The organism is Aliidiomarina taiwanensis, from assembly GCF_003987015.1.
In the GTDB taxonomy this organism is placed as follows: domain Bacteria; phylum Pseudomonadota; class Gammaproteobacteria; order Enterobacterales; family Alteromonadaceae; genus Aliidiomarina; species Aliidiomarina taiwanensis.
The window spans coordinates 24,785-47,441 of record NZ_PIPQ01000002.1 but is presented as its reverse complement, the minus strand read 5'-3'; the positions used below and the strand labels follow the sequence as shown (position 1 = coordinate 47,441).

Here is a 22,657-nt window from a genome sequence, read left to right as displayed (position 1 = left end):
TTCAATATTTATTCTGCTAGGAGTTTCCATGGCAACTGCAACTGCCCGCAAAAACCCGCTTGTGCTTATGATTCTCGATGGCTGGGGAAGCCGTGAAATGGCGCCTGACAACGCTATTGCGCATGCCCACACCCCCGTACTAGACGAACTTTACAACACCATGCCGCATACCCTTGTCGACGGCTCAGGCATGGCTGTGGGCTTACCCGAGGGGCAAATGGGGAACTCGGAAGTTGGCCACATGAACCTTGGCGCAGGCCGCATTGTGTACCAAGACTTCACCCGCATTTCCAAAGCTATTGAAGACGGTGACTTCTTTACCAACCCTACATTTTTGAAAGCCCTGGACGACTGCACCGCCAAAGCAGGTGCCGTGCATATTATGGGCTTGCTTTCTCCCGGTGGCGTACACAGCCATGAAGACCACTTATTAGCCATGGCCGAGTTAGCGCACAAGCAAGGCGCAAAACACATTTACATTCATGCCTTCCTCGACGGCCGAGACACACCGCCACGTTCAGCTGCCGCAAGTATTGAAAAGTTTGAACACGCCTTTGCCCACATCCCTGGCGCTCGTTTTGCCAGCCTGTGCGGCCGCTATTACGCCATGGACCGTGACAACCGCTGGGACCGCGTCGAGCAGGCATGGCGCTTGTTAACCGCAGGCAAAGCCGACTATACCCATGCTTCGGCCCTGGCAGGCCTCGAAGCGGCCTATGCCCGCGACGAAAACGACGAATTTGTAAAACCTACATGGATAGAGGGCGCACAGCCTATTGCCGACGGCGACGCTGTGTTTTTTATGAACTTCCGCGCGGACCGTGCCCGCGAAATTACGCGTTGTTTTACCGACAGTGACTTCCCACATTTCGAGCGGGTGCAGCCACAGCTCAGCGCTTTTGTGATGCTCACCGAATACGCGGCCGACATTCAAGCGCCCGTTGCTTTTCCACCCGAGCAACTGCACAACGTGTTCGGGGAATGGCTTGAAAAGAACAATAAAACCCAGTTGCGTATTTCTGAAACAGAAAAGTATGCCCACGTGACCTTCTTCTTCAGTGGCGGCCGTGAACAGGAGTTTGAAGGTGAAACCCGCACCCTTATTCCATCACCTCAGGTTGCTACCTACGACTTACAACCGGAAATGAGCTCAGAGCAGCTTACGGACGCTTTGGTCGACGCCATTGCTTCTGGCAAATACGACGCCATTATTTGCAACTACCCGAATGGCGACATGGTCGGCCATACGGGCAATTTCGACGCAGCCGTGAAAGCCTGTGAAGCCGTCGACGCATGCGTTGGCCGTGTAGTGGAAGCCCTGCGTACCTATGGTGGTGAAGCACTCATTACCGCCGACCACGGCAATGCCGAGCAAATGGCCGACCACCAAACGGGCCAGTCGCATACAGCCCATACCAGCAACTTGGTACCCTTCATTTATGTTGGGCGTGAAGCCACCCCTGTGGCCAATGGTCGCTTATCCGACGTAGCCCCGACCATGTTGCATTTAATGGGTCTCGAGCAGCCCACTGAAATGACAGGTAAACCCTTAATGGTGTTGAAGTAACATGGTGCCACTGGGCCGAATACTTGCCTTATTCGCCTTCTTATTCTGCATGGCGGCTCCCAGCGCTTTCGCCATGCAGAACGACGCCCGTGAACAGCACGCAGAAGCTGAACGGCAACTGCGTGAGTTACAGCAAAACATTCAGCAGCAGCGCCGCCTGTTCGACCGTAACCAACAACGCCTGAGCCAAAGTGAACGTGCTTTACGCGACCTCGAACGTGAAATGGCGAGCAGCACCCAAGCCTTGCAACGCACGGAACAAGCCCTTGCTGGTTTACGCGCTCGTATTCGTGAACTCGAAGCAGAACAGCGCACGTTGCAAGACTCTCTGCAAACACAGGCTCAACTGTTAGCTGATCAAATAGACGCAGCGTATCGCGCTGGCGACTACAGCTTTTTGCAGTTACTGCTTAACCAAGAAAACCCCGCACGTTTTGAACGTATGCTGGAATACTTTCGCCACTTAAATGAAGCCCGGCTGGCGCAGCTTGAACAGCTACACGCCACCGAGGTAGAACTAAAGGAAGTACAAGCACAACTTGAACAGCAGCAAAGCCAATTAGCCCAGCGTCGCGCCGAACAAGCCGAACAGCGCAACCAAATAGAGCAGCAAAGGCAACGTCAAGAGCAACGCGTGGCTGAGTTACAACAAGCGCAAGCAAGCGCCTCTGCCAGCTTGCAAGCCATGCAACAAAACGAACAGGAAGTAACCGCTTTAATCGCGTCGTTAGCTGATGTCTTGCGCTCCACCAATATTCAATTAGCAGGCTTAGGCAACCTGCGGGGCTCTCTGCCCTGGCCTCTAAAAGGGCGTATTCGGCATCGTTTTGGGGAACAGCGCAGCAGCCAAGTGAATTGGCGCGGACTGGTCATTGAAGCGGAAGCCGAGCAGCCTGTGCACAGCATTGCCGACGGTCGTGTTTTATTCGCCGACTGGCTGCGGGGGTTCGGTTTGGTCATGGTGTTAGACCATGGCGACGGCTATATGAGCCTATATGGGTACAATCAAGCCCTTATGTTCGACGTGGGCCAAGCGGTACGGAAAGGCCAAGTCATCTCCCTTGCCGGCCAAAGTGGCGGCCAGCGCGAGCCCGGCTTGTACTTTGAAATACGCCACCGCGGTGACCCGGTCAACCCATTGCGCTTTTTACAACGTTAACGGGTTGCCTGCTCAAGCTGGGTTAAAATAATCAATGCTTCGTCGCGATGTGTGCCGCAGGTCTCTCGATCAGCGCTAAACTCGGCACACACTGCAGGCCGCTCGGCTTGACCAAAAATAGCGCATTGAAAGTCTTCGGTAAGTTGTACACAAGGTGTGTTGGCAGGCTTGCCATGCGGCATACCAGGAATGGGGCTAGAAATAGAGGGTGCGATACAACAAGCACCACACCCTATACGGCATTTCATTTTTCTTACTGCATCGCACTGCGCAGCTTTTTCATTGCATTCACTTCAAGCTGGCGAATACGCTCAGCAGACACAGAGTAGTATTCTGCTAAGTCTTGCAATGTCGTTTTGTCTTCTTCTAACCAACGTGCGCGCACAATGTGCTGGCTGCGCTCGTCTAATTCCGACATAGCATGAGTCAAGCGGGCATTAGCATGCTGCTCCCAGTTTTCCTCTTCAACTTCTTCTGCAACGTTCGAGGTATGGTCTTGCAAGTACTGGGCTGGCGAGAAGCCAATGCCTTCACGTGCGTCATCGTCGTCTGAACTTAGCTCAAACGCTGGATCGTGCGCACTCATACGCGTTTCCATTTCCATCACATCGCGTGGTGTTACGCCAAGCTCGCGGGCTACGGTTTCAACTTCTTCGCCCGAGAACCAACCTAAGCGCTTTTTCGAGCGACGAAGGTTAAAGAACAATTTACGTTGCGCTTTGGTGGTAGCAACTTTTACGATGCGCCAATTACGCAGTACATATTCGTGAATTTCTGCTTTTATCCAGTGTACGGCAAAGGAAACCAACCGCACACCAACTGTTGGGTCAAAGCGTTTCACCGCCTTCATGAGCCCAACGTTACCTTCTTGAATAAGGTCAGCCTGTGGTAAGCCATAGCCCGAATAACCACGTGCTACATGCACCACAAAGCGCAGGTGAGACATAATAAGACGCTTAGCGGCACTTAGGTCGCCTGTTTCTTGTAGGCGCTCACCCAATTCTTTTTCTTCTTCAGCAGTCAGCATTGGAATACTGTTCACTGAAGAAATATAGGCTTCCAAACTCCCAGTTTGGGGAACTGTGACAGCCATTGAATTTATCTGAGTCATCGACAAACCTCTCTCTAAGCGAATGTATGACAATAAGTACATGGGGAACAAGCCTTTATTTAGCTCAACATCAGCCTAAACAAGGGCTTTGCTCTTACTAATATAGTTAGAGTCATGGTCCGAAAATAAGTTCCCGGACACAGCATTCTAACAAAGCGACTGCATGGTGCAAGTAGGAAATGTATGATGTTTTTGTGACTAAGGCTCAATGGCGGCAACGTGTCTGCGCACCGCAATGTAAGAGCCTGACAATCCTAAAATTATAGCGATAAGCCACAACACCATAAGCTCGTTAAAGTTTAATCCAAGCAGTCGAAACGAGCTGTCGTACAATTCAGTCACACCTGAAACAGCACGACCAATCCAGAAAACAAGTAATGCGGTGGCAATCCAAGCTACGACACCGCCAATAAAGCCGTACCAAAAGCCTGTGTATAAGAAGGGACGTTGAATATAACCGTCGGTTGCGCCGACAAGCTTCATGATAACAATTTCATCGCGCCGATTCAAAATCATCAAACGTATGGTGTTTCCCACAATTAAAACCACTGCAGCACACAACAACACGGCTAAGGCGCCCAATACGTCTTCAACCAGTCGGACTAAGGCTTGCAAACGTTCCAGCCATTGCACATCTAAGCTTGCTGAACTCACTTCCCGCTCTTGCTGAAGTTGCGCCAGCAAAGCCCGCGCCCTGTCTGCCGACTTATGTTCTGCCAGCGGCGTAACCACTAATACGTCGGGCAACGGGTTACGTTCTAAATAGTCCAGGGCGCTGCCAAAGCCTGAGGTGGCGCGAAAGTCACGCAGGCCAGCGTCGCGGAAAATAATCTCGACTTTTTCCACGTCGTTACGCAGCTCTACCCGCTTGGCAAAGGTTTCTACTTCTGCACGCTGTAAGTCCTTGTGCAAAAACAAGCTAATTTCAGCCGCATCGTTTAACCCCATCGTTGCCGCCTGACTATTCTTCACCACCACATACAAGGTGCTGGGTAAGGTCAAGCTAAGGCCTAACACGGCTATGGTCATCAATGAAGCCCAGGGCGCACGGCTTAGCTCGCCTAAGCTACCCACAGCCTGTTGCAAATTGTGCACCCAAAACATCACGAACCGGCGCCAAATAGGCATTTTATGCGGGCGACTACTCATGGTGCGCCTCCCCCTGGTGAGCAAGGCCGTCACTGATCATCTCACCTTCTTTTAAGCTCAACGTACGGTAGCGCATGCGGGCGATAAGACCTAAGTCGTGGGTCGCAATTAATACCGACACCCCGACGTCGTTAAAGCTTTCAAACAGCCGCATAATTTCCATAGAAAGTTTCGGGTCGAGGTTCCCTGTCGGTTCGTCCGCAAGCAGCAAAGGCGGCTTATTCACAATGGCTCGGGCAATGCCCACACGCTGCTGTTCACCACCAGAAAGCATCATGGGGAAGTGCCGTTCTTTCCCGGCCAAACCAACCTTGTCTAAGGCTGCTTGCACCCGTTTGCGCGCTTCCCCTTGGGTGTAGCCTTCGATATACAAAGGCAGGGCGACATTATCAAAAATCGTTTTTTCAAGCAGCAAACGGTGGTCTTGGAAAATAATACCAATGTCGCGGCGCAGGTAAGGCACTTGCTTACGCCCTACTTTGCGTAGGTCATGGCCGTTAATAGCCACGCGCCCTACAGTGGCTCGCTCCATTAAAGAAATCAGCCGCAACAGCGTACTTTTTCCTGCTCCACTATGGCCGGTAAGAAACGCCATCTCGCCACGCTCCAGCCGAAAACTCACGTTTTTTAATGCTGTAAAGCCACCGGGATAGTTTTTACTTACCTGCTCAAAGTGAATCATAATGGGTTACACATCCTGCGTCTGGGTTTCGTCGCTGTCATTGCTTGCAAACAAGGCCGACACAAATTCTTCCGCATTAAAGGGGCGCAAGTCTTCTAACTGTTCACCCACACCAATATAGCGAATAGGTATTTGGAACTGGTCGGCTAAACCAAAGATAACACCCCCTTTCGCTGTGCCGTCAAGTTTTGACATCACCAAGCCGGTAATGGGAGCTGCTTCATTAAAGAGTTTCGCCTGACTCATGGCGTTTTGACCGGTTCCTGCGTCCAGTGTAAGCATGACTTCGTGCGGCATCGCTGGGTCAACTTTTTGCATCACACGCACAATTTTCTTCAGCTCTTCCATAAGGTTCGACTTGTTCTGCAAGCGGCCTGCCGTGTCGGCTAATAGCACGTCAACACCACGGGCTTTGGCTGCTTCTACTGCGTCATATAGTACCGACGCGCTGTCAGCGCCTGTGTGCTGAGCAATAACAGGGATGTCGTTGCGCTCACCCCACACTTGCAACTGCTCTACCGCAGCCGCACGGAAAGTGTCACCAGCCGCCAACATCACCGACTTGCCTTCAGCTTTAAACTGCCGGGCTAACTTACCAATGGTGGTGGTTTTACCCACACCATTTACCCCAACCATTAAAATAACAAAGGGGCCTGTGTGGTTTTCAGGTATAACCAAGGGCTGGCTGACAGGCTCTAGTAAACCGGCCATTTCTTCTTTCAAGCGGTCGTATAAGGCTTCTGCGTCTTTCAACTCATGGCGCGAGGCATGCTCGGTCAACTGCTTAATAATGCGGGTGGTGGTTTCTATGCCCACGTCGGCCATTAGCAAGTGTGTTTCCAGCTCTTCAAATAAGTCATCGTCAATTTTCTTGCCCAAAAACAGACTGCTTAAACCGCTACCAAGATTCCCAGATGTTTTGCGCAAGCCTTCACGAAGGCGCTGAAACCAGCCTTTTTTCTTTGGTCGCTCTGCGGTGACCGTAGGTGTTTGAGTAACAGCGGGCGTTTCTACTTCTTCTTCAGCTGCTGCTAGTGGCTCCGCAAGTTCGGTCGCTTGCTCCACCTCGGGTTCTAGCTCAGGCTCTTGCTCTTGCTCAGGCCCAGGCTCAAGCGCCTGTTCCACCTCAGGCTCAGCGACAACCTCAACCTCTGGCTCGGCCGCAACAGACTCGGCAGCTGTGCCTTGCTCAGCTTTTTCTACCGTCGGTTCTGCCCTGCGCTCGGCTTCGCTTTGCTGCTCTGCTTCTGTGCCGACTTCTTCAACTTCTTCAATAGCGTCCGCAGCGCTCGCTTCGTGCTCCGCTGGGGTCGCATCTTTGTTCTTTTTACGTCTAAACAAAGATGAAAAAAACGAGCCTTTCTCACTCATATTGCATACGTCTCCAGGAAAAAAGAAATCATAACATAGCTATACAGCCACCGCATGGTGGCCTGCCAATGCTGGAATTATTGCCCCATGATACGGTGAATTCATGTATTATTTCACCTCAAATACAGGTTTGGGTGAGATATGGCACGAAAAAACACAGCAGCTCAAGGGCACATTCGAATGATTGGTGGACAGTGGCGCGGACGAAAGCTACCTGTTACCGACGCCGAAGGGCTTCGCCCGACCATAGACCGGCTGCGAGAAACCCTGTTTAACTGGCTGCAATTTGAACTACCCCAAACCCAGGTGCTAGACGTCTTTGCCGGTACGGGTAGCTTAGGGCTTGAAGCACTGTCCCGTGGTGCAGCTCAGGCCACTTTTTTTGAACAAAACCGCCAAGCATGTCAGCAGCTGCGAACCAACTTAACCACCTTACGGGCCGAACAAAGCGCACAAATTCATCAGGGCAACGCGCTGCAGTTACTGACGCTGCCTAATATGCAAAAACCCATGCAGGTGGTGTTTCTCGACCCGCCCTTCCAACAAAACTTAGTGAACCCCGCCATTGAGTTGCTAGAGCAGCATCAGTGGCTTGCGCCAGACGCTTGGGTGTACATAGAAACCGAACACAAGGCCCCTGTGCACGTGCCCGCTCACTGGCAGTTATACCGAGAAAAAACCATGGGCCAGTCGGCTGCGTTACTCTACCGTGTGGTTAAAGCCCCAAGTTAGAATGACCTTCTTCTCGTGCAATTTGGCGCACATCACGAATAAGCTCACGGTGTATGCGCGGCTCAGCACGCAAGAAGTCTAACATGGCATCTTGCACGGCTACTTCGTACGCCATTAATTCATGCTCGGCTACCGCCGCTGCCCGTGAGTTTGCGTCTTCTATCTGGGCACATTCTCCAAGCTCTAAATAATGGGCCACACTGCCCTTCGAGACGCGCGCTACATCTAAAAAGCATTGTGCGTCACGTTCTGAAAAGCCTTGCGCTAAACAACTTAGTGCCGTGCAAGCTGCTATCGCCGGATACACGCCCAAAACATCGTGCTCAGACTCGCTGGGTGTGACCGCTTCTAGTTTTTCTTGCCAACGCTCCCAACCAGCGCCTTTGCCCGTAGTTAGTTTGTCCCAAATGGCGTCGAGCATACCGCGCAGCACCTTGCTGTCGCCGGTACTTGCTTGCTCTGAAAAAAGTCGGTAATTAGGAAGCATACGTTCACATAAATAAGCCGCAAACACTGCTTGGGCGTCGTTTTCTAAAGCGGCGGCTTTGCGCTCTATATCTGCCGTGGCCATTACATGCCACTCCCTTGCATCACGTAATCCATAATGCCATCAAGGAACATTTGCACAGCAATCATAATCAGGATCATCCCCATCAAGCGCTCAATGGCATTCAAACCGCGTTGACCTAGAGCACGCAAGAAAACACTGCTAAACATGAGCACCACGGCCGACACAAACCAAGCGCCTACAGCCGCCAAGGTCCAGTCGAGCATGCGATCAGGCGACTGGTTTGCTAATAAAATGAGGGACGCCAACAACGAAGGCCCAGAAATCAAAGGCGTGGCCAGCGGCACTAAAAACGGCTCTTCCCCCGCTGGCAAACCCAATACCCCGCCTGGTTGTGGGAAAATCATGCGCAAGGCAATGATAAACATAATAATACCACCGGCAATTCCCACAGCTTCTTGACGCAAACCAAGGCTTTCTAATAGCCCTGTACCCGCATACAAAAATATAATCATAATAATGAGCGCAAATATCAGTTCGCGGGCTAATACAATGCGGCGACGCTTCTGCTCCACATGGCGCAGCACTGATAAAAAGATAGGCAAGTTACCTAGCGGGTTCATGATAAGTAACAAGGTGATCAGTGCCGTCCAAATATCCATTCCATTCTCCTTCAAGGGGGGGCTACCAGCTTATACAAGCTAGCTTATTAGTCGACTCATAGTGTACTCTTTTGCCATGTTATCCACCAGTCTGTAAAGGTGTAAAATGGCAGCATGGCAATCTGCGGCAGGTGACGGCTCTATTCATTTAGCCGCCATTCATCATGCCGAACAACGTTTAGCCTCCTATTGTGTTCAAACCCCTGTTTTGCAAAGTCACTATTTGAACCAATTAGCTGGGGGGAATTTCTATTTTAAATGTGAAAATCTTCAGCATACGGGATCATTCAAATTTCGCGGCGCGTGCTTTGCATTGCTCCAGCTCACCACCGAACAACAAGCCGCCGGCGTGTATACAGTGTCCTCGGGCAACCATGGAGCGGCCCTTGCGTATGCTGGGCAATTACTGAATATCCCGGTGCATGTAGCCGTACCCACCACAGCCCCAACGGTAAAAAAAGCAAATATTGCCCGTTATGGCGCACGCATCACGGAGTTAGCCCCTGGCATGGAGGCGCGCGCAGAGTTTTTAGCCCAGCAAGCAACCGAGCAACCAACACAAACTTTTGTGCCGCCTTATAACCACCCGAATATTATTATTGGCCAAGGCACCGCTGCACTGGAATTGATTAAAGAAGTACCCAACTTAGACACTCTCATGACCCCGGTCGGCGGGGGCGGGTTAGCCGCAGGAACCTGCATGGTAGGAAATAGCCAAAACATGCACGTATACGCCGCCGAACCTGAGCATGCGGATGACGCCTGGGCTTCCTTACAGTCAGGCACTATTGAACCTTCCCGGGGCTTGGTAAGTATTTGTGACGGTTTGCTCACGCAACTTGGTGAGCTCACCTTCCCCATTTTGCAAGACAAGCTGACTGACGTTTTAAAAGTCAGCGACGACGCTGTTATTGAAGCCATGCAACTACTATGGCAAGAGTTGAAAATTATTGTTGAACCTTCTTCCGCTACTGTGTTTGCCGCAGCTTTAACCTACCCAGAACACTTTGCTGGCAAGTCCAATGGACTTATTCTCAGTGGCGGTAACCTCGACATTCATACGTTACCTTGGTCCACGACCTTACTGGAGCGCCCTTATGACACTTAACTGGGACACTATTACCGGCCCCACCGTGCTAATAAACCGCAGCCGCGCGCAGCGCAATATTGCAACCATGCAGGCCAAAGCTAAGTCTGCCCAGGTAGCGCTGCGGCCCCATTTTAAAACCCACCAGTCGGCGCTTATTGGCACTTGGTTTGGGCCACCTGAAAGCACCCCTATCGCTGTTTCATCCCTTGCTATGGCGGAATACTTTGTTGCCGCTGGGTGGCGCGATGTACATATTGCCATTCCGCTTAATCCACGCGAGCTACCGGCCATTCAAGCCTTAGCCCAGCAAGCAAAGCTCACCCTCACCATAGAGCATGAAGATGCACTGGCCTATGTGGCCCAAATAACCACGCCTGTGCAACTCATGCTCGAGGTCGACACAGGGTACGGCCGTACGGGGTTCGACTGGCGCCAACAGCACCGCATTGCCGCCACCATCAAAACCGCTCACGGCATGGAGCATGTTAAACGCATAGGCCTGATGGTCCATAGCGGCCACAGTTATGGTGCACAAGGTGAAACCGCCATTGCCGCTGTACACACAGAAAGTACGGCCCGCCTAAACGAGTTAATGGCTGCTTTAAGCAAGCATGTGCAGCCCCCTTTATGGGTCTCTGTTGGCGACACACCAACTTGTAGCCGTATGGACAGCTTCCCAGGCGCTAACGAAATACGCCCGGGCAACTATGTGTTTTATGATATGCAGCAAAAAATGATCGGCGCCTGCGACTGGGACGATATCGCCCTGGCTATGGCTTGCCCTGTTATTGGCCGTTACCCCGAACGCAACGAGGTCGTGGTACATGGCGGCGCTGTGCACTTTGGGAAAGACTGGGTTAGTAGCGGCGCAGGCTCGCACACCCGCACTGTGTTTGGGCAAGTAATGCAGCAAACGGAGAGTGGTTGGTCGCAGCCAGTCGAAGGGGCCGAGGTTATTGGGCTTTCCCAAGAGCACGGCAAAGTGCGCATGCCCCAAAGCGCCATTGAGAAACTGCGCCTCGGCGACTTATTGGTGATTGTGCCGCCTCACTCCTGTTTAGTCATGGCCGCCGCAATGGCCTTCGGCGACGAACACTTTATTTGTTTTGATGGCGCCAAGGGTTAGTTAGCAAACAACTGGCTTAGGTCGGCAAAGGCTTTAAATTCAAGGGCGTTGCCTGAATGGTCGTAGAAGAACATGGTGGCCTGCTCACCCGGCTTCCCTTGAAAGCGAATGGAAGGCTCGATAACAAAGGCTAAACCTGCAGCACGCACACGTTCAGCTAGGGCCTGCCATTCAGCCATACCTAACACCACACCAAAATGAGGGACAGGCACCTGTTGGTTGTCAACCGCATTGTGTGCTGGCGGTAATACACGCTCTGGCGCTACGTGGGTAACCAACTGGTGTCCAAAGAAGTCCCAGTCGATCCATTGGTCCGAAGAACGACCTTGGCGACAGCCTAAAATGTCACCGTAGAAAGCTTCTGCTTCGGTGAGGTTATTTACGGGAATGGCCAAGTGAAAAGGCTGCAGTTTGTATGTACTTTCTTGCATTGGAGCTCCTGAATTGTGAGTAAAGCCCATGTCTTTCAGCGTGCAGCGACATGGCTTACTTTCGAATGCGTGGCATAGCAGGTAGTATACCCTCATATTTATTACTTCATACTTTAACAAGTAGAGACGCAGTATATGAAACCACGATTGAACCTATTTCCCCTTCTCTTCCTTGCTGGGGCAATTTTAACAGCCTGTACCCCAGCCGAAGAAAACCCACATGACCTTTTTTTTGAAAATCTAGCCGCGCACTGTGGAAATGCTTACCAAGGTAAAGTAACCGTTGGCGACCCAGCCCTAGACTCGGGTTGGATGCGTGCAAACATTGTGATTGAAGTGAAAGAGTGCACCGACGACCGCATTCGCATTCCTTTGCACGTAGACAATGACCACTCACGCACCTGGGTGATTAGCCGAACCACCGAAGGGTTAAGCTTAAAACACGACCATAGAAATGAAGACGGCAGTGAAGATTTAGTGAATGGCTATGGCGGGAACACCATTGCCATTGGCAGCGCCACACATCAGGTATTTCCCATCGACGACTACAGCAAGTTAATGTTTTCAGAGCATGGCATGGTGGCTTCGGTAACAAACACCTGGGTTATTTCGTTCCCCAACGAACAAACCTTGCGCTACCAGCTTATGCGTGAAAACCGTGACTTTCAGGTAGAAATCGACCTGTCTAAACCTGTTGAAACACCGCCAGCTCCTTGGGGATGGCGCGACCACGAAACCTATACGTGGTAGTGTATTGCTTTATGAACTGCTTATGACTCGTCGATACGCGCAATCAGCGAGTCTAAGTTTCTGTCACCGCTCATAAACTGTTCTGCAGCCGAGCGGTGCATTTGTACCGCTGCGTCATCGCCTAAGTGGCGAAACACCATCGCTAAGCGCGCGTGCACAAAACCTAGGTTGATATTTTTAGGCGATTCCCCCGCAGCAACCATCGCCTGCAACCTACGCTTCCCTTCTTCTAAGTAAGTACCTGACTCTGCAGCTAACTTGCCCCATTGGTAGTCCGCTTTATGTTGCTCTTCCGTTAAGTCCTGAATGAGGGCTTCATCTTCAGCTACTCTTGCCTCATTCAACTGGTGGGCAATTAAGGTGTCGAGTTGTGCTAATTGATGAGCCGCTTCCTCATAGGCGCCTTCGTTATTTAAATAGGCCGCAATGGTGAACCTAGGTGGAATATCCTTCGGCGCAAATGCAACCCACTCCAAGTAAGCATTTTTTACCTCGATGACATCCGCTTCTTGCGCCATCAGCAAATTGGCTTTTAACGGATACTGCCAGTCCGATCCTAACTGCTGCAAGTGCGCAAGAATGGCATTGGCTTTTTCCGGGTCGCCACCAAACAGGCCCGGAGCTGCAGCATAAAACATAGCAAGAGAAAAGTTAGCCAGCTCATGGTCTGGGTCAAGCTCAACGGCTTTTTCCCAGTTTTTGCGCATGCCTCTGGCAATAAATGGAGCACGTATGGCCGAAGCCTCTGCAAGTTTAAAAGGTGCTAAGCTTCCCTTCACGTAGTGATAGTCCGCTGTATCGCCAAGTGTTGAGCGTAGCGACTTCAACTGTTTCTCTGCTTCTTCCACATCACCCGCAGCGGCCGTGTTCATGACCTGCTCTAAAGGCTCTGGCAGGCTATTGAACTGAATGCGCACCTGCGCCGTTGCCGTCTGACCAAACAAGCTGCATACGATAAGAAGAAAAAGGGTAGCGACGAGTGTTTTAGCGTGTTTCATGAAGCACCTATTATAAGTAGCGAGCAAAAAGACCGAGTGAAAACCACTGTATAACAGATGCACCAACTCAACAAAGGTTCATTTCCCTATAGTTCTTTTAGCCGTGTTAGCAGCGTGTCGAGCGCACGGTAGCTCATGGCTTCCGCCACATGTGCCCGTTGAATATCTTTTTGTTCCGATAAATCAGCTATGGTTCGCGCTAAGCGTAAGGTGCGGTGGTACGCCCTATGGGATAGCTGCAGCTTCTCAATGGCTGTCACGAGAAAGTCGTGGTTACCTGAGCTTAACGTACATACCTGCTGTAACTTATTGACATCGAGCTCACTGTTTAAACAGCCTTGCCGCTGATATTGTCGTCTTCTTGCCACTGCAACCTGCTCTGCTAAGGCCGCAGTTGTTTCTGAAGGCGTTGCTGTCGTGCCGCTCGGACCATGTCGAAGCACTTCAGGCTGGCGTGGCACTTCAACCTGCAAGTCAATTCTGTCTAAAAACGGCCCCGAAAGGCGACCTAAGTATTTCAAAATTTGGTCAGGCGTTGCCCGTGCCGAGGCTATATCACCGTCAAACTGTCCACAAGGCGACGGATTTAAGGCGCAAATCAATTGGAACCGCGCCGGGTACTCGGTTTGTTGCTTAGCGCGGCTTATAAACACCCGCCCCGACTCTAATGGCTCGCGGAGCGAGTCCAACACATGCCGAGGCATTTCTGTTAGCTCGTCAAGGAATAAAATGCCACGGTGGGCCAAGGTTATTTCACCCGGCCTTGGAATAGAGCCCCTGTAAGATTGCAAAATAAATGATAATCTAACTACAGTAGTTCGCTCTCTCTGTAGCTATTTTTGCAAAATAGATGATAACAAATCTAGCAAAATAAATGATTATGGGTTTCTAAGTGCACAAAATAAGTGATAATGCATGCCAAAGTATGTTCAGCAACGAAAAATCAAACCGACTAGACTGAGCTTGTCAGGTTTTTACAGCTTTAGAGGCCTAGATTCGATTCCCTATGAATCCACTCTAGAGCGGGATTTCCTTACCATTATGGAAGCTAACTCTAGTGTTTCCAATATAATCCCACAGCCTGTTGAGCTCAGCTATCAGCACAGTAACGGCAATAGGTACCGCTACACGCCGGACTTTCTCGTTCAGTTTGATTCGACGGAGAGTATTCGTTCATTCTCAGAGGTTAAGCCACTCCTCGTTGAGGTTAAACCGCGGGCGGAATTACGCCGAAACTTCAAAAAGTGGAAGCCCAAATTCAAAGCTGCTATGCATTTCGCTAAGTCAGAGGGAATGATATTTCATATATTTGATGAACGACTCATCCGAACACAAGTACTCGACAATATGAAGTTCCTGAGCCGGTACCGATTAAAACCCTATATGAAAGCGCATCGTCCAGAAGAGCTTAATCTTATCACCGAGCAAGTAGAGCTATTCGAGTTCGCCACTGTTCGAGATGTTGTTGAGAGTCTCTACACCTCGTTTGATAGAAGAGCTTTGGCCTTAACTCAAGTCTGGCATTTGCTTGCCATGGGTATACTTGAATGTGATTTAAACGACCCCCTTAATCTTGATACAACGGTGTGGGTAAACGCCAGTGAGGATGTTTATGGAGAATAAGAAGCTTGAAGGAAATGCTCCGAAACGTGGCAAACTTTTTCTAAGGCCCGGACTACCCGTTAGTCTTGATGGTGAACTTCATATCATCAAGGATTTTCTCTCCAGCGAGCGCGTAGTCTGTAAAAGCATTGAGTCCGGTAAGAGTATCGCTGTAAATCTAACCGAATTAGAAGCGTATGAGGGGGACTCTCCCGAAACGCAACTATACAGTGACTTACACGCAATCGATTCTGAGGCGTACAACAATGCCATTAAACGCTATGAGATTATTAAGCCTCTATTGGCACTCGGCAGAGTCACATTAGCCGATGCCGAAGCGCGAGCAGAAGAAACTAAAGTCGGTGTTGCTTCCATTTATCGTTGGTTAAAGAAATTCAAAGGGCAAGGCGTCATTTCAGCGTTAGTCGAAAAAAAGCGCGGCTGGAGAAGTGATAAAACACGACTCGACCCACGCATCATTGAAGTCGTTGACGATGCGATTAACCGAGTCTATCTGAGCAAGCGTAGATACAGCATCAATAAAACTATTTTGGAAGTTGAGATTCAGTGTGAAAAGTTAAATCTCCCCAAGCCACATGCCGCTACTGTCCGCCGCAGAATAAATAAACTTTCTGCCAAACAGGTCCTTACACGCCGCGGTATGAACGACAAATATAAGAATGAGCTTAAGCCAGCTGCAGGTAAGTTCCCCGATGCAGATTATCCTCTAGCGGTCATTCAAATAGACCACACGCCCGTCGATTTAATTATTGTCGACGATGAGTCCAGGCAGCCCATTGGCCGCCCATGGATTACGGTCGCTATCGATATCTTTTCGCGCTGCATCACGGGCTATTACATTGGGCTTGAAGCACCAAATGCAAACTCAGTAGCCATGTGTATTTCCCACTCGATACTTCCAAAGACAGCGTGGTTACATAAGCACGGCATTACCGATACTGCTTGGGACGTATTTGGGTTCCCAGGAAAGATTCACGTTGATAACGGTGCGGACTTCAGAACAGAGACATTACGTCGCGCATGTCTTGAATATGATATTAATCTCGAATTTAGACCTGTTAGAGAGGCTCAGTACGGCGGACACATCGAACGTTTACTGGGCAGCTTTATGAAGCATGTACATGACTTACCCGGAACCACGTTTAGCGATGTAAAAACGAAAGGTGATTACAAGTCAGAAAAATATGCGGCGATGACATTCTCAGAGCTTGAGGTTTGGCTTGCGAACCTCATTGTGCGCTACTACCACAACAAGGTTCATTCTTCTATCGGTATGGCTCCCATTAAGATGTGGGAAAACGCAATTTGGCAAGACGGCGGTAGTGGCATGCCGGCAATCCCGGAAGATCCTCTCACTGTCGAATTGGACTTTATGCCGCTTTACGAACGAACCATTCAAAAGAACGGCGTTTCGATTGATGGAGTCCGGTACTACGCACCCATCATTGATCGGTGGATTGGATTTCGAGAGGATAATTCGAAAAACCCGAAAAAGTTTATCTTCCGACGCGATCCGAGAAATATCTCCAAAATTTGGTTTTTCGAGCCGGAGTTAAGAGCCTACTTTGAGGTGCCCTTTGCAGATCAAAGTCTACCCGAAATGAGCAAATGGGAACTTGAAGAAGCCCGCAAGCATGTTAAACAACAAGGCTCCGATCCGAGAAATATTCATGAAGTTCGAAGAGGCATTGAAGAAATGCGCACTATCGTGGAGTCTTCGATGAAAGAAACGAAAAAGGCGCGACGAAAACAGCAACAGCGAAAGAATCATGCAATAGGAGAAACACCCGCTGGATTACTTTCTAAAGAAAAAGATGACTCCTCGAAACCACCAGATTATGAGTACGATGGAGACGTGGTATCCGATGACAATTTAGATGAACTTGAACCATTTGACGAGGATTAAAGCTTGAGCACCTTTGCCCATTTAAGTGAAAAATACAGACCGATTGCAGCGTTGCCCGATGAGCAGCGAATACACTTTATAAAGGCGCCACGGTGGATAGCGTATCCTACAGCCAAAAATGTCCTACGGGAGATGGAGGATTTATATAACTACCCTCAACAGACCCGTATGCGCTCACTGCTCGTCACCGGCAACCCGAATAATGGAAAATCATCTATCTTAGAGCGTTTTCTAGAGCAGCACCCACCCTCGAATCTCAATGAGGATGAATACCAAATTCCCGTTGTGAAAATAGAAACATCACAAGCCAATCCAAAGCAGCTATACACCGAAATACTTCAACAGTTTCATTCGCCATTTAGGCCAAGCCAACCCCTTATTGAGCTTCAGCAACAAGCGGTGGATGTGCTACGCGAATGTAACGTAAGAATTCTCATGATAGATGAGTTTCACTCGCTTCTGACCGGTACCCCAAAGTTACAAAGACAAGTGATGAACGAGATAAAGTACCTAACTAACAAGATAAAAATCTCTGTCATTGCCGCTGGTACCAAAGAAGCCGTTCAAGTGATTCAAACTGACTCCCAGCATTCCAGTAGATTCTCTGTCATTTCGCTGCCAAACTGGAAAATGGGTAAAGAATTTCAGCAATTACTACTGAGCTTTGAGCGCGGGCTTCCACTTCGCAAAGAATCAAAGCTTAGTGAGCTAGAAAAAGCGAAGTTGATACTGAGCATCTCTCAGGGAATCATCGGCAACATACATGAGCTACTGAAATTGTGTGCAACCGATGCTATTAGAACGGGTCGTGAGCAAATCGACATGAGCGTTCTGAGCAAACACCGATGGCATACGCCGACACAAGGCATGCGAAATATCAATGTATAACAAGCATTGAACTCAGCAACCTTTCAATAAATTCGTGGCACATTCATACAGAGTTACTGCCCGATGAGGCGCTATCATCTTGGCTTATTCGGGCAGGGCTTCGACACGCGATAGAGCCACTCGCGATTGGACGAATTATCTGGGGCCACTGGCGAGTATGGACAAGAGATATTGATCGCTGGCTCCCAAACCAGCGATTAGAAGAGCTCAGTCAAGAGATTCAAATTCACCGCGATTTACTTTATCACGTCACGCTTACCCCTTGGGCTCGGCAAATGAGTCTCTCACCCCTTAATCCGCAGCAGCGCTGGTACTGGGTGACATCACTTAGCCATCGGAATCGTTCACGCCAATCAAGTTTTGCTTTTTGCCCGCACTGCTTGGCCGAAGATGCTATTCCATATATGCGAAAGTCTTGGCGTTTCTCATGGGTGACCACCTGTCCAACCCATAAAACGATTCTGAGTGAGGCTTGTCCACATTGTCATTATGCTGTCAACCTATCTCGGCACACCCTTTCGAGTAAAAGCCTACGCTACTGCACATCTTGCCACGGCGACTTAACCGCTGTAAGCAACCAAGCTGTTGCATCAAAACAAAGCCATGAGACCCAAGGACAACTGATTGAAGCGCTCTATGCTAAAGAGCCGGTTGCGCAAGATTTTACGACGTTAAAATTCCTGATTAAGTTGATTCGCCAATCCCTCGCTTCTAAACGAAATATGCATAACTCTCCACTTCACACGTTCATTAACATTGCAAACGATACTCGCAGCCCACTTTGCTCTATTTGTTTTACAGAGTTATCCATAAAGGACCGACACGCATTGCTTACTGCCGCCTTTAAGCTCATGTCGTTGAAGGACTCTTCACTTGTTGATCTGCTCATCGAGACTGGCGTGACGCAATCCGCCTTCCTCAAGGACAAAACCGAGCTATCAAACAAAATCCTTCGCATCTCAAAGCAGCTTCCAACACATCAGCGCGTGCGACTAAGGCAAAGAGATGCGTCTATAAGATGGCCAGAGCCACGCTCATTAGAAGCGACGCAGCGCCTTATTAAAATCTTACATAAGAGTATTCGCGCAGATGACAAGTGAGCTCAACAACTGCTTTAAACCGCAGCCTGCTCAGAAACGTTGTGGAGAATGCGGGCGTTTGACGGCGACATTTCATAGCATCTATAAAGGCGATGGATTTTGCTGCGCGTGTTATACCCGAGTATTCATAAGGAAAGAATGCCAGGCGTGTGGGCAGGGATATCGTATTCATCCAAAGCAAGACTTTGCATACTGCCGAGCCTGCCGCCCAAAGATGATTCCATGTTTTCGTTGCCATCGTACAAATTACCCTATTGGCTGCTACTTCAAAGACAAGCCTGTCTGTAATACATGCGCGCCTCATTTCAAAACAGAGAAGGCATGCCCTCGGTGTGGCAAGCTCAGCGCGCATTTAGCTAAAGCACTTGAGTTTGGTGTCACCGAAGCTATCTGTAAAAGCTGCATTAGTGCTTATTACAACCCATGTGAATTATGCGGTAGAGCAAGACACCCGTTAAAAGAAAAGGATGGACATCATTTATGTAGCAAGTGTTACCGGCTTGGTTTGATACCCTGCCCTGATTGCGCCAATGATTACCCTGCAGGTGTAGGCTTGCGTTGCCGGGATTGCTACCTTAGGAAGCTAACCCGAAGTAAAGCGCAAATAGCGATACACCTGTATGAACAAAAGAGTACTCAGCACGATATCATCGCGTTTGCAGAGTGGCTTCTTTCTCATACAACGCTACTAAAAGCATCAGTGAGCGTGAATAGATTTCACTCTTTTTTTAAAGTCGTTGATGAGAGCCCTGATGACTGGTTTCTAAGCCCGCACTTGCTTGCGCCGCTTGACAAAGAGCTACTTCGAAAAGATGGGTATGCTCGCTTATTCTATGAGTCCCTCGGTAAAATCATTCCCGCTGAAGTGCTTGCGGACGTGTCAACATGGCGCTCTATTTACAAGCATTTAGAATATATTTACCAGCCGAGCCCCTATCCACTCTCAAAAGAAGCTCAGCACTATGCAAAACATTGTCGGACTCGAATCGAGCGCAACGAGATAAAATTACGAACACTCAAGCAGCAGTTGAGCGCTGTTGTCTCTTTTACTACGTACCTAAAGCGCTGCAACAGGCAGCTCAGTGAAGATTCCGTTTCAGAGTTTTTAAGGCATTATCCCGGACTTGAAGCCTCTCTTACCGGATTCCTTGTTTTCTTTAACGGACCTAGAGCACCTATAACTGCAAAACGGAAACGATTTAAAACATCCAGCAAGTCCATTTTAAAGGCGTATCTACGACAACCAATACAGGAAGAAAAACGCCCTCCTATCAAAGTAATTCATGCCGCTCTTAATTACTTGCACGGCGTTCCAAAGTCACTACTGCCGCAGGTGACGATGAAGCATGTCTATGGCGATGCGAAAACTGGATGGGAAGTCAGAATACAAGGCTTCAGTTACATCTTAGCGCTCAAACCCAACCACGTGGATTGAGACTGCCTTTTTCAGGCGTTTGCATCACCTGAGCCTTTTTTTGTTTTTTCTTATCCTTCGCGCGCCTACGCATGCCCGGTAACTTGGTAATGGCAGCTATTATAGAGCGAGCCATCATGGCTTCTGTGGGGCTGCCAACGTGTCGATATGGATATCGCGGACCAGTGTTTCTTAGCGGCACTTTGCTCCACACTCCCTTGCTGAGAACTAAAGATGCGATAAGTGTATCAAGCTCTTCTGAACCAAAGCCGGTAGGTAGCCCAAGGAAAACGCAGCCTTTTAGATTGCCATCTGAGTTTCCTTTTCGGTTGATTCGAGGTTGAATTTCACAGACGAAGACCTCTTCTCCGCCGTTCAAGGTTAGTTTAGCAACCACCAATAATCGTCGGTCATTCGGATCTTTGCCATGATACGACCAAACATCGGATACCTCGCCGGAAAATTCGAGCGCCTGAAAGCTCTTAGTTAAGTAGTAGTCGCCTTCGGTTCCACCGATATACTGAAAATCGCAGAGAGCACCAATGCCGTGCAAGCTTTCTAATGCCTTCTCAAGAAGGCCTATAACGTCTTTGGTAAGCCTTTTGCCGTTTGCAGATGCCTTCTTCGAATCATCGTCTTTTTGCGGCTCTTGCTGCTCTCTAGCTTTTGCAATGTCATCATTGTCTGAGAATGCTTCGGAGGTACTTGTCGATTCATACCCCACCCCGTAGTGCTCTTTGTCTGGTCGCCCACCAGTCACTTTAGACTTTCGAATCGCTTTAGTTATTTCCGGCTTAGCTCCTAAAATTGAAATCGGTGGAGCCGAATATGAGACCATACCTGCGTTATGGCCAGGTGGATATTGCGAGTCACGCTCGTCTTCTTTCCCGTCATGTGGATACCCATAAGGACCATTCCACCCAGGTGGCTTATCGTCGCCCTCATCGTTAATGTCATCATCATTGGTATAGGTGGTATTGCTCCTATCAAGGAAGAACGTTGGAAAGCTGGGGTAAGATAGACCTAGTATGTCGTAAACAAGAAAGCGCGCTTTTCCACATTCAGTAGTATATGGCACACCTCTAACCTGCAATCGCATCGTTCCTTTAAACCACATTGGGACCTTGAGGTATACACCGTACTTAAGCTGGGTATTGAGTTGATGTCGGATAAAACGATGCACACCTTTGAAGTAATCAGCCTCGAGCAACTGGTGAATAAATGGTGAATCATCGTCATACATTTCTTTGCTCAACCCGATTACATAATCACTCGGATCAGGACGGTTTTCCAACTTGTTTAGGTCGACAGGGAAAATCATTTTTCCAAGAGCAAACTGTAACTTGTAGTTTAAAAAGTACTCCTTAAAACTTTTTGAAGCTCCATACATGCGAAGAAATATGGTCAATGAAGGAATAAGCACCTGAGTCCCATTCACTGCTGTCACATCAAGATAGTTTGTTCCAGCTAGCCTTTTATTCACTTTTAATATTTGGGGCGGGATTACATAGCGATTTGGCCTGGATGATGGTGCTGCGACTTGCTGCTCTTGGGCGCGTTCAAGCGCTCTATTCCAAGCTAGCTCTTCAGCCTCCTGGTCCTTGCTGTAAGCCTTTATGAAGCTGCTCTCGTTAAGTTCTGTAATTTCTAGTTTGAATGTTTTAGTGACTACCTGATTTTGGTCTGGATAACGGACTCTCTTTTGCCCTCTCCAATAACTCCCGATGGGAATTTCGAGCGCATCAAACAGACCGATTTGTACAATCCGTTGCTCTCCAGTTTCTTGAGCTAGGAGCTGAATATCAAGCGAGGGCGCGTCAGGAGTTTTAATAGAGGAGCGGAGCTGCCCATAGGCAGTGACACTCCACGTAAATTTATCATTAGGTAATGCGGTGTATTTTAAAGGCATTCTGAATTCCTTAACGTCAACACCAACTTTGCGCAGCCAGCCTTGACTGCAGCATCCGAAAATTGGTGGATAAAATAGACCAAGCTCGAGAGTCAATCTCAAATTTATCGGGCTTCGTGCGACTAGATCGATTAGGCCCCTGCGATTGACGTACGTTGATTTAATGCGCCTCCCGCTTACACAGGAGGCGCATTCATAGCGCTAACTATTTCTCTTTTCTGACACCCTTAAACGGTGTTCCATCGGATTTCACATCCATGAAACGACCGGTTGTGGAATCTCTCTTCACCCAGTAACCACTTGGAGTTTGAGTCTGAGAGCGTTGGCGGACAGCGCCGCGGCGTTGGTTATCACCAACTGGAGGATTAGTAGCCATAATTGCCACTCCTATTATCAAATGTAAAACATTTGACACCTAATCGGAGTTGATACACACTAAAGCTTCGACACGGTAGTGGTGTTCTAACCTATTTAGGCATCG

At 49.2% G+C, this 22,657-nt stretch carries 22 protein-coding genes; 11 read left to right on the top strand and 11 right to left on the bottom strand.

Annotation, left to right across the window (positions count from 1 at the left end):
* Positions 1-28 precede the first annotated feature (28 nt).
* Both gpmI and CWE15_RS04565 read left to right on the top strand, forming a co-directional pair.
* A complete protein-coding gene (gpmI, locus tag CWE15_RS04570; RefSeq protein ID WP_126756906.1) occupies positions 29-1,567 on the top strand; it encodes a 2,3-bisphosphoglycerate-independent phosphoglycerate mutase in 1,539 nt (512 codons plus the stop codon).
* 1 nt (position 1,568) lies between these two features.
* On the top strand, positions 1,569-2,726 hold the full coding sequence (locus CWE15_RS04565) for a murein hydrolase activator EnvC family protein (RefSeq protein WP_126756905.1): 1,158 nt from the start codon (positions 1,569-1,571) through the stop codon (positions 2,724-2,726).
* On the opposite strand, the gene CWE15_RS04560 is transcribed toward CWE15_RS04565, so the two are convergent.
* The 5 genes from CWE15_RS04560 to ftsY all read right to left on the bottom strand — a co-directional run bounded on the left by CWE15_RS04560 (position 2,723) and on the right by ftsY (position 7,039).
* Positions 2,723-2,974 carry a YkgJ family cysteine cluster protein gene (locus CWE15_RS04560; RefSeq protein WP_126756904.1) on the bottom strand — a complete coding sequence of 84 codons (252 nt, stop codon included), beginning with the start codon at positions 2,972-2,974 and terminating at the stop codon, positions 2,723-2,725. The two genes, CWE15_RS04565 and CWE15_RS04560, sit on opposite strands and share 4 nt — an antisense overlap.
* Before the next feature lie 5 nt (positions 2,975-2,979).
* A complete protein-coding gene (rpoH, locus tag CWE15_RS04555; RefSeq protein WP_126756903.1) occupies positions 2,980-3,837 on the bottom strand; it encodes an RNA polymerase sigma factor RpoH in 858 nt (285 codons plus the stop codon).
* A 198-nt stretch (positions 3,838-4,035) separates the two neighbouring features.
* Complete coding sequence (gene ftsX / locus CWE15_RS04550) at positions 4,036-4,986, bottom strand: permease-like cell division protein FtsX (RefSeq protein WP_126756902.1); 951 nt, start codon at positions 4,984-4,986, stop codon at positions 4,036-4,038.
* The gene (gene ftsE, locus CWE15_RS04545; protein ID WP_126756901.1) at positions 4,979-5,668 is read right to left on the bottom strand and encodes a cell division ATP-binding protein FtsE; all 690 of its coding nucleotides are present in this window, start codon (positions 5,666-5,668) and stop codon (positions 4,979-4,981) included. The genes ftsX and ftsE overlap by 8 nt, the downstream gene beginning before the upstream one ends.
* Before the next feature lie 6 nt (positions 5,669-5,674).
* On the bottom strand, positions 5,675-7,039 hold the full coding sequence (gene ftsY / locus CWE15_RS04540; protein ID WP_126756900.1) for a signal recognition particle-docking protein FtsY: 1,365 nt from the start codon (positions 7,037-7,039) through the stop codon (positions 5,675-5,677).
* Between the two features lie 141 nt (positions 7,040-7,180).
* On the opposite strand from ftsY, the gene rsmD reads away from it, so the two are divergent.
* Positions 7,181-7,771, top strand: coding sequence for a 16S rRNA (guanine(966)-N(2))-methyltransferase RsmD (rsmD, locus tag CWE15_RS04535; protein WP_126756899.1), 591 nt, complete (start codon positions 7,181-7,183; stop codon positions 7,769-7,771).
* Here rsmD and CWE15_RS04530 read toward each other — a convergent pair.
* Together CWE15_RS04530 and CWE15_RS04525 are read right to left on the bottom strand one after the other, a co-directional pair.
* On the bottom strand, positions 7,755-8,342 hold the full coding sequence (locus tag CWE15_RS04530) for a YjaG family protein (protein WP_126756898.1): 588 nt from the start codon (positions 8,340-8,342) through the stop codon (positions 7,755-7,757). The genes rsmD and CWE15_RS04530 overlap by 17 nt on opposite strands.
* Positions 8,342-8,941: a YhgN family NAAT transporter gene (locus CWE15_RS04525; RefSeq protein WP_126756897.1), complete on the bottom strand. Its 600-nt coding sequence runs from the start codon at positions 8,939-8,941 to the stop codon at positions 8,342-8,344. The genes CWE15_RS04530 and CWE15_RS04525 overlap by 1 nt, the downstream gene beginning before the upstream one ends.
* 106 nt (positions 8,942-9,047) lie before the next feature.
* Here CWE15_RS04525 and CWE15_RS04520 point away from each other — a divergent pair, with 106 nt between their 5' ends.
* Positions 9,048-10,049 carry a threonine ammonia-lyase gene (locus CWE15_RS04520; protein WP_126756896.1) on the top strand — a complete coding sequence of 334 codons (1,002 nt, stop codon included), beginning with the start codon at positions 9,048-9,050 and terminating at the stop codon, positions 10,047-10,049.
* On the top strand, positions 10,039-11,157 hold the full coding sequence (locus CWE15_RS04515) for an alanine racemase (RefSeq protein ID WP_198674975.1): 1,119 nt from the start codon (positions 10,039-10,041) through the stop codon (positions 11,155-11,157). The genes CWE15_RS04520 and CWE15_RS04515 overlap by 11 nt, the downstream gene beginning before the upstream one ends.
* On the opposite strand, the gene CWE15_RS04510 is transcribed toward CWE15_RS04515, so the two are convergent.
* Positions 11,154-11,588 (bottom strand): VOC family protein, encoded by a 435-nt coding sequence (locus CWE15_RS04510; RefSeq protein ID WP_126756894.1) that lies wholly within the window; start codon positions 11,586-11,588, stop codon positions 11,154-11,156. The genes CWE15_RS04515 and CWE15_RS04510 overlap by 4 nt on opposite strands.
* A 135-nt stretch (positions 11,589-11,723) precedes the next feature.
* On the opposite strand from CWE15_RS04510, the gene CWE15_RS04505 reads away from it, so the two are divergent.
* Entirely contained in the window at positions 11,724-12,338 is a 615-nt protein-coding gene (locus CWE15_RS04505; RefSeq protein ID WP_126756893.1) for a hypothetical protein, read from the top strand.
* A 20-nt stretch (positions 12,339-12,358) separates the two neighbouring features.
* Here the strand turns inward: CWE15_RS04505 and CWE15_RS04500 are convergent, their stop codons facing one another.
* Together CWE15_RS04500 and CWE15_RS04495 are read right to left on the bottom strand one after the other, a co-directional pair.
* A complete protein-coding gene (locus tag CWE15_RS04500; protein WP_126756892.1) occupies positions 12,359-13,336 on the bottom strand; it encodes a hypothetical protein in 978 nt (325 codons plus the stop codon).
* An 86-nt stretch (positions 13,337-13,422) separates the two neighbouring features.
* Positions 13,423-14,082: an ATP-binding protein gene (locus CWE15_RS04495; RefSeq protein WP_241971846.1), complete on the bottom strand. Its 660-nt coding sequence runs from the start codon at positions 14,080-14,082 to the stop codon at positions 13,423-13,425.
* A gap of 169 nt (positions 14,083-14,251) precedes the next feature.
* Here CWE15_RS04495 and CWE15_RS04490 point away from each other — a divergent pair, with 169 nt between their 5' ends.
* Genes CWE15_RS04490 through CWE15_RS04470 form a run of 5 tightly spaced genes read left to right on the top strand, consistent with a single transcriptional unit; the run spans position 14,252 to position 20,288 of the window.
* Positions 14,252-14,959: a TnsA endonuclease N-terminal domain-containing protein gene (locus tag CWE15_RS04490; protein WP_126756891.1), complete on the top strand. Its 708-nt coding sequence runs from the start codon at positions 14,252-14,254 to the stop codon at positions 14,957-14,959.
* Positions 14,949-16,865 carry a Mu transposase C-terminal domain-containing protein gene (locus tag CWE15_RS04485; RefSeq protein WP_198674974.1) on the top strand — a complete coding sequence of 639 codons (1,917 nt, stop codon included), beginning with the start codon at positions 14,949-14,951 and terminating at the stop codon, positions 16,863-16,865. Before CWE15_RS04490 ends, CWE15_RS04485 begins: the two co-directional genes overlap by 11 nt.
* A 3-nt stretch (positions 16,866-16,868) precedes the next feature.
* Entirely contained in the window at positions 16,869-17,753 is an 885-nt protein-coding gene (locus CWE15_RS04480) for a TniB family NTP-binding protein (RefSeq protein ID WP_126756889.1), read from the top strand.
* Positions 17,711-18,853: a TniQ family protein gene (locus tag CWE15_RS04475; protein WP_126756888.1), complete on the top strand. Its 1,143-nt coding sequence runs from the start codon at positions 17,711-17,713 to the stop codon at positions 18,851-18,853. Before CWE15_RS04480 ends, CWE15_RS04475 begins: the two co-directional genes overlap by 43 nt.
* Positions 18,843-20,288 carry a hypothetical protein gene (locus CWE15_RS04470; protein WP_126756887.1) on the top strand — a complete coding sequence of 482 codons (1,446 nt, stop codon included), beginning with the start codon at positions 18,843-18,845 and terminating at the stop codon, positions 20,286-20,288. The genes CWE15_RS04475 and CWE15_RS04470 overlap by 11 nt, the downstream gene beginning before the upstream one ends.
* Here the strand turns inward: CWE15_RS04470 and CWE15_RS04465 are convergent.
* Complete coding sequence (locus CWE15_RS04465; RefSeq protein WP_126756886.1) at positions 20,266-22,176, bottom strand: hypothetical protein; 1,911 nt, start codon at positions 22,174-22,176, stop codon at positions 20,266-20,268. The two genes, CWE15_RS04470 and CWE15_RS04465, sit on opposite strands and share 23 nt — an antisense overlap.
* Positions 22,177-22,657 lie beyond the last annotated feature (481 nt).

What these genes read in the sequence shown, in the direction of transcription:
- gpmI (WP_126756906.1), top strand. Translation starts at nt 29, where the DNA reads ATGGCAACTGCAACTGCCCGCAAAAACCCGCTTGTGCTTATGATTCTC.
- CWE15_RS04565 (WP_126756905.1), top strand. Translation starts at nt 1,569, where the DNA reads ATGGTGCCACTGGGCCGAATACTTGCCTTATTCGCCTTCTTATTCTGC.
- CWE15_RS04560 (WP_126756904.1), bottom strand. Translation starts at nt 2,974, where the DNA reads ATGAAATGCCGTATAGGGTGTGGTGCTTGTTGTATCGCACCCTCTATT.
- rpoH (WP_126756903.1), bottom strand. Translation starts at nt 3,837, where the DNA reads ATGACTCAGATAAATTCAATGGCTGTCACAGTTCCCCAAACTGGGAGT.
- ftsX (WP_126756902.1), bottom strand. Translation starts at nt 4,986, where the DNA reads ATGAGTAGTCGCCCGCATAAAATGCCTATTTGGCGCCGGTTCGTGATG.
- ftsE (WP_126756901.1), bottom strand. Translation starts at nt 5,668, where the DNA reads ATGATTCACTTTGAGCAGGTAAGTAAAAACTATCCCGGTGGCTTTACA.
- ftsY (WP_126756900.1), bottom strand. Translation starts at nt 7,039, where the DNA reads ATGAGTGAGAAAGGCTCGTTTTTTTCATCTTTGTTTAGACGTAAAAAG.
- rsmD (WP_126756899.1), top strand. Translation starts at nt 7,181, where the DNA reads ATGGCACGAAAAAACACAGCAGCTCAAGGGCACATTCGAATGATTGGT.
- CWE15_RS04530 (WP_126756898.1), bottom strand. Translation starts at nt 8,342, where the DNA reads ATGGCCACGGCAGATATAGAGCGCAAAGCCGCCGCTTTAGAAAACGAC.
- CWE15_RS04525 (WP_126756897.1), bottom strand. Translation starts at nt 8,941, where the DNA reads ATGGATATTTGGACGGCACTGATCACCTTGTTACTTATCATGAACCCG.
- CWE15_RS04520 (WP_126756896.1), top strand. Translation starts at nt 9,048, where the DNA reads ATGGCAGCATGGCAATCTGCGGCAGGTGACGGCTCTATTCATTTAGCC.
- CWE15_RS04515 (WP_198674975.1), top strand. Translation starts at nt 10,039, where the DNA reads ATGACACTTAACTGGGACACTATTACCGGCCCCACCGTGCTAATAAAC.
- CWE15_RS04510 (WP_126756894.1), bottom strand. Translation starts at nt 11,588, where the DNA reads ATGCAAGAAAGTACATACAAACTGCAGCCTTTTCACTTGGCCATTCCC.
- CWE15_RS04505 (WP_126756893.1), top strand. Translation starts at nt 11,724, where the DNA reads ATGAAACCACGATTGAACCTATTTCCCCTTCTCTTCCTTGCTGGGGCA.
- CWE15_RS04500 (WP_126756892.1), bottom strand. Translation starts at nt 13,336, where the DNA reads ATGAAACACGCTAAAACACTCGTCGCTACCCTTTTTCTTCTTATCGTA.
- CWE15_RS04490 (WP_126756891.1), top strand. Translation starts at nt 14,252, where the DNA reads ATGCCAAAGTATGTTCAGCAACGAAAAATCAAACCGACTAGACTGAGC.
- CWE15_RS04485 (WP_198674974.1), top strand. Translation starts at nt 14,949, where the DNA reads ATGGAGAATAAGAAGCTTGAAGGAAATGCTCCGAAACGTGGCAAACTT.
- CWE15_RS04475 (WP_126756888.1), top strand. Translation starts at nt 17,711, where the DNA reads ATGGCATACGCCGACACAAGGCATGCGAAATATCAATGTATAACAAGC.
- CWE15_RS04470 (WP_126756887.1), top strand. Translation starts at nt 18,843, where the DNA reads ATGACAAGTGAGCTCAACAACTGCTTTAAACCGCAGCCTGCTCAGAAA.
- CWE15_RS04465 (WP_126756886.1), bottom strand. Translation starts at nt 22,176, where the DNA reads ATGCCTTTAAAATACACCGCATTACCTAATGATAAATTTACGTGGAGT.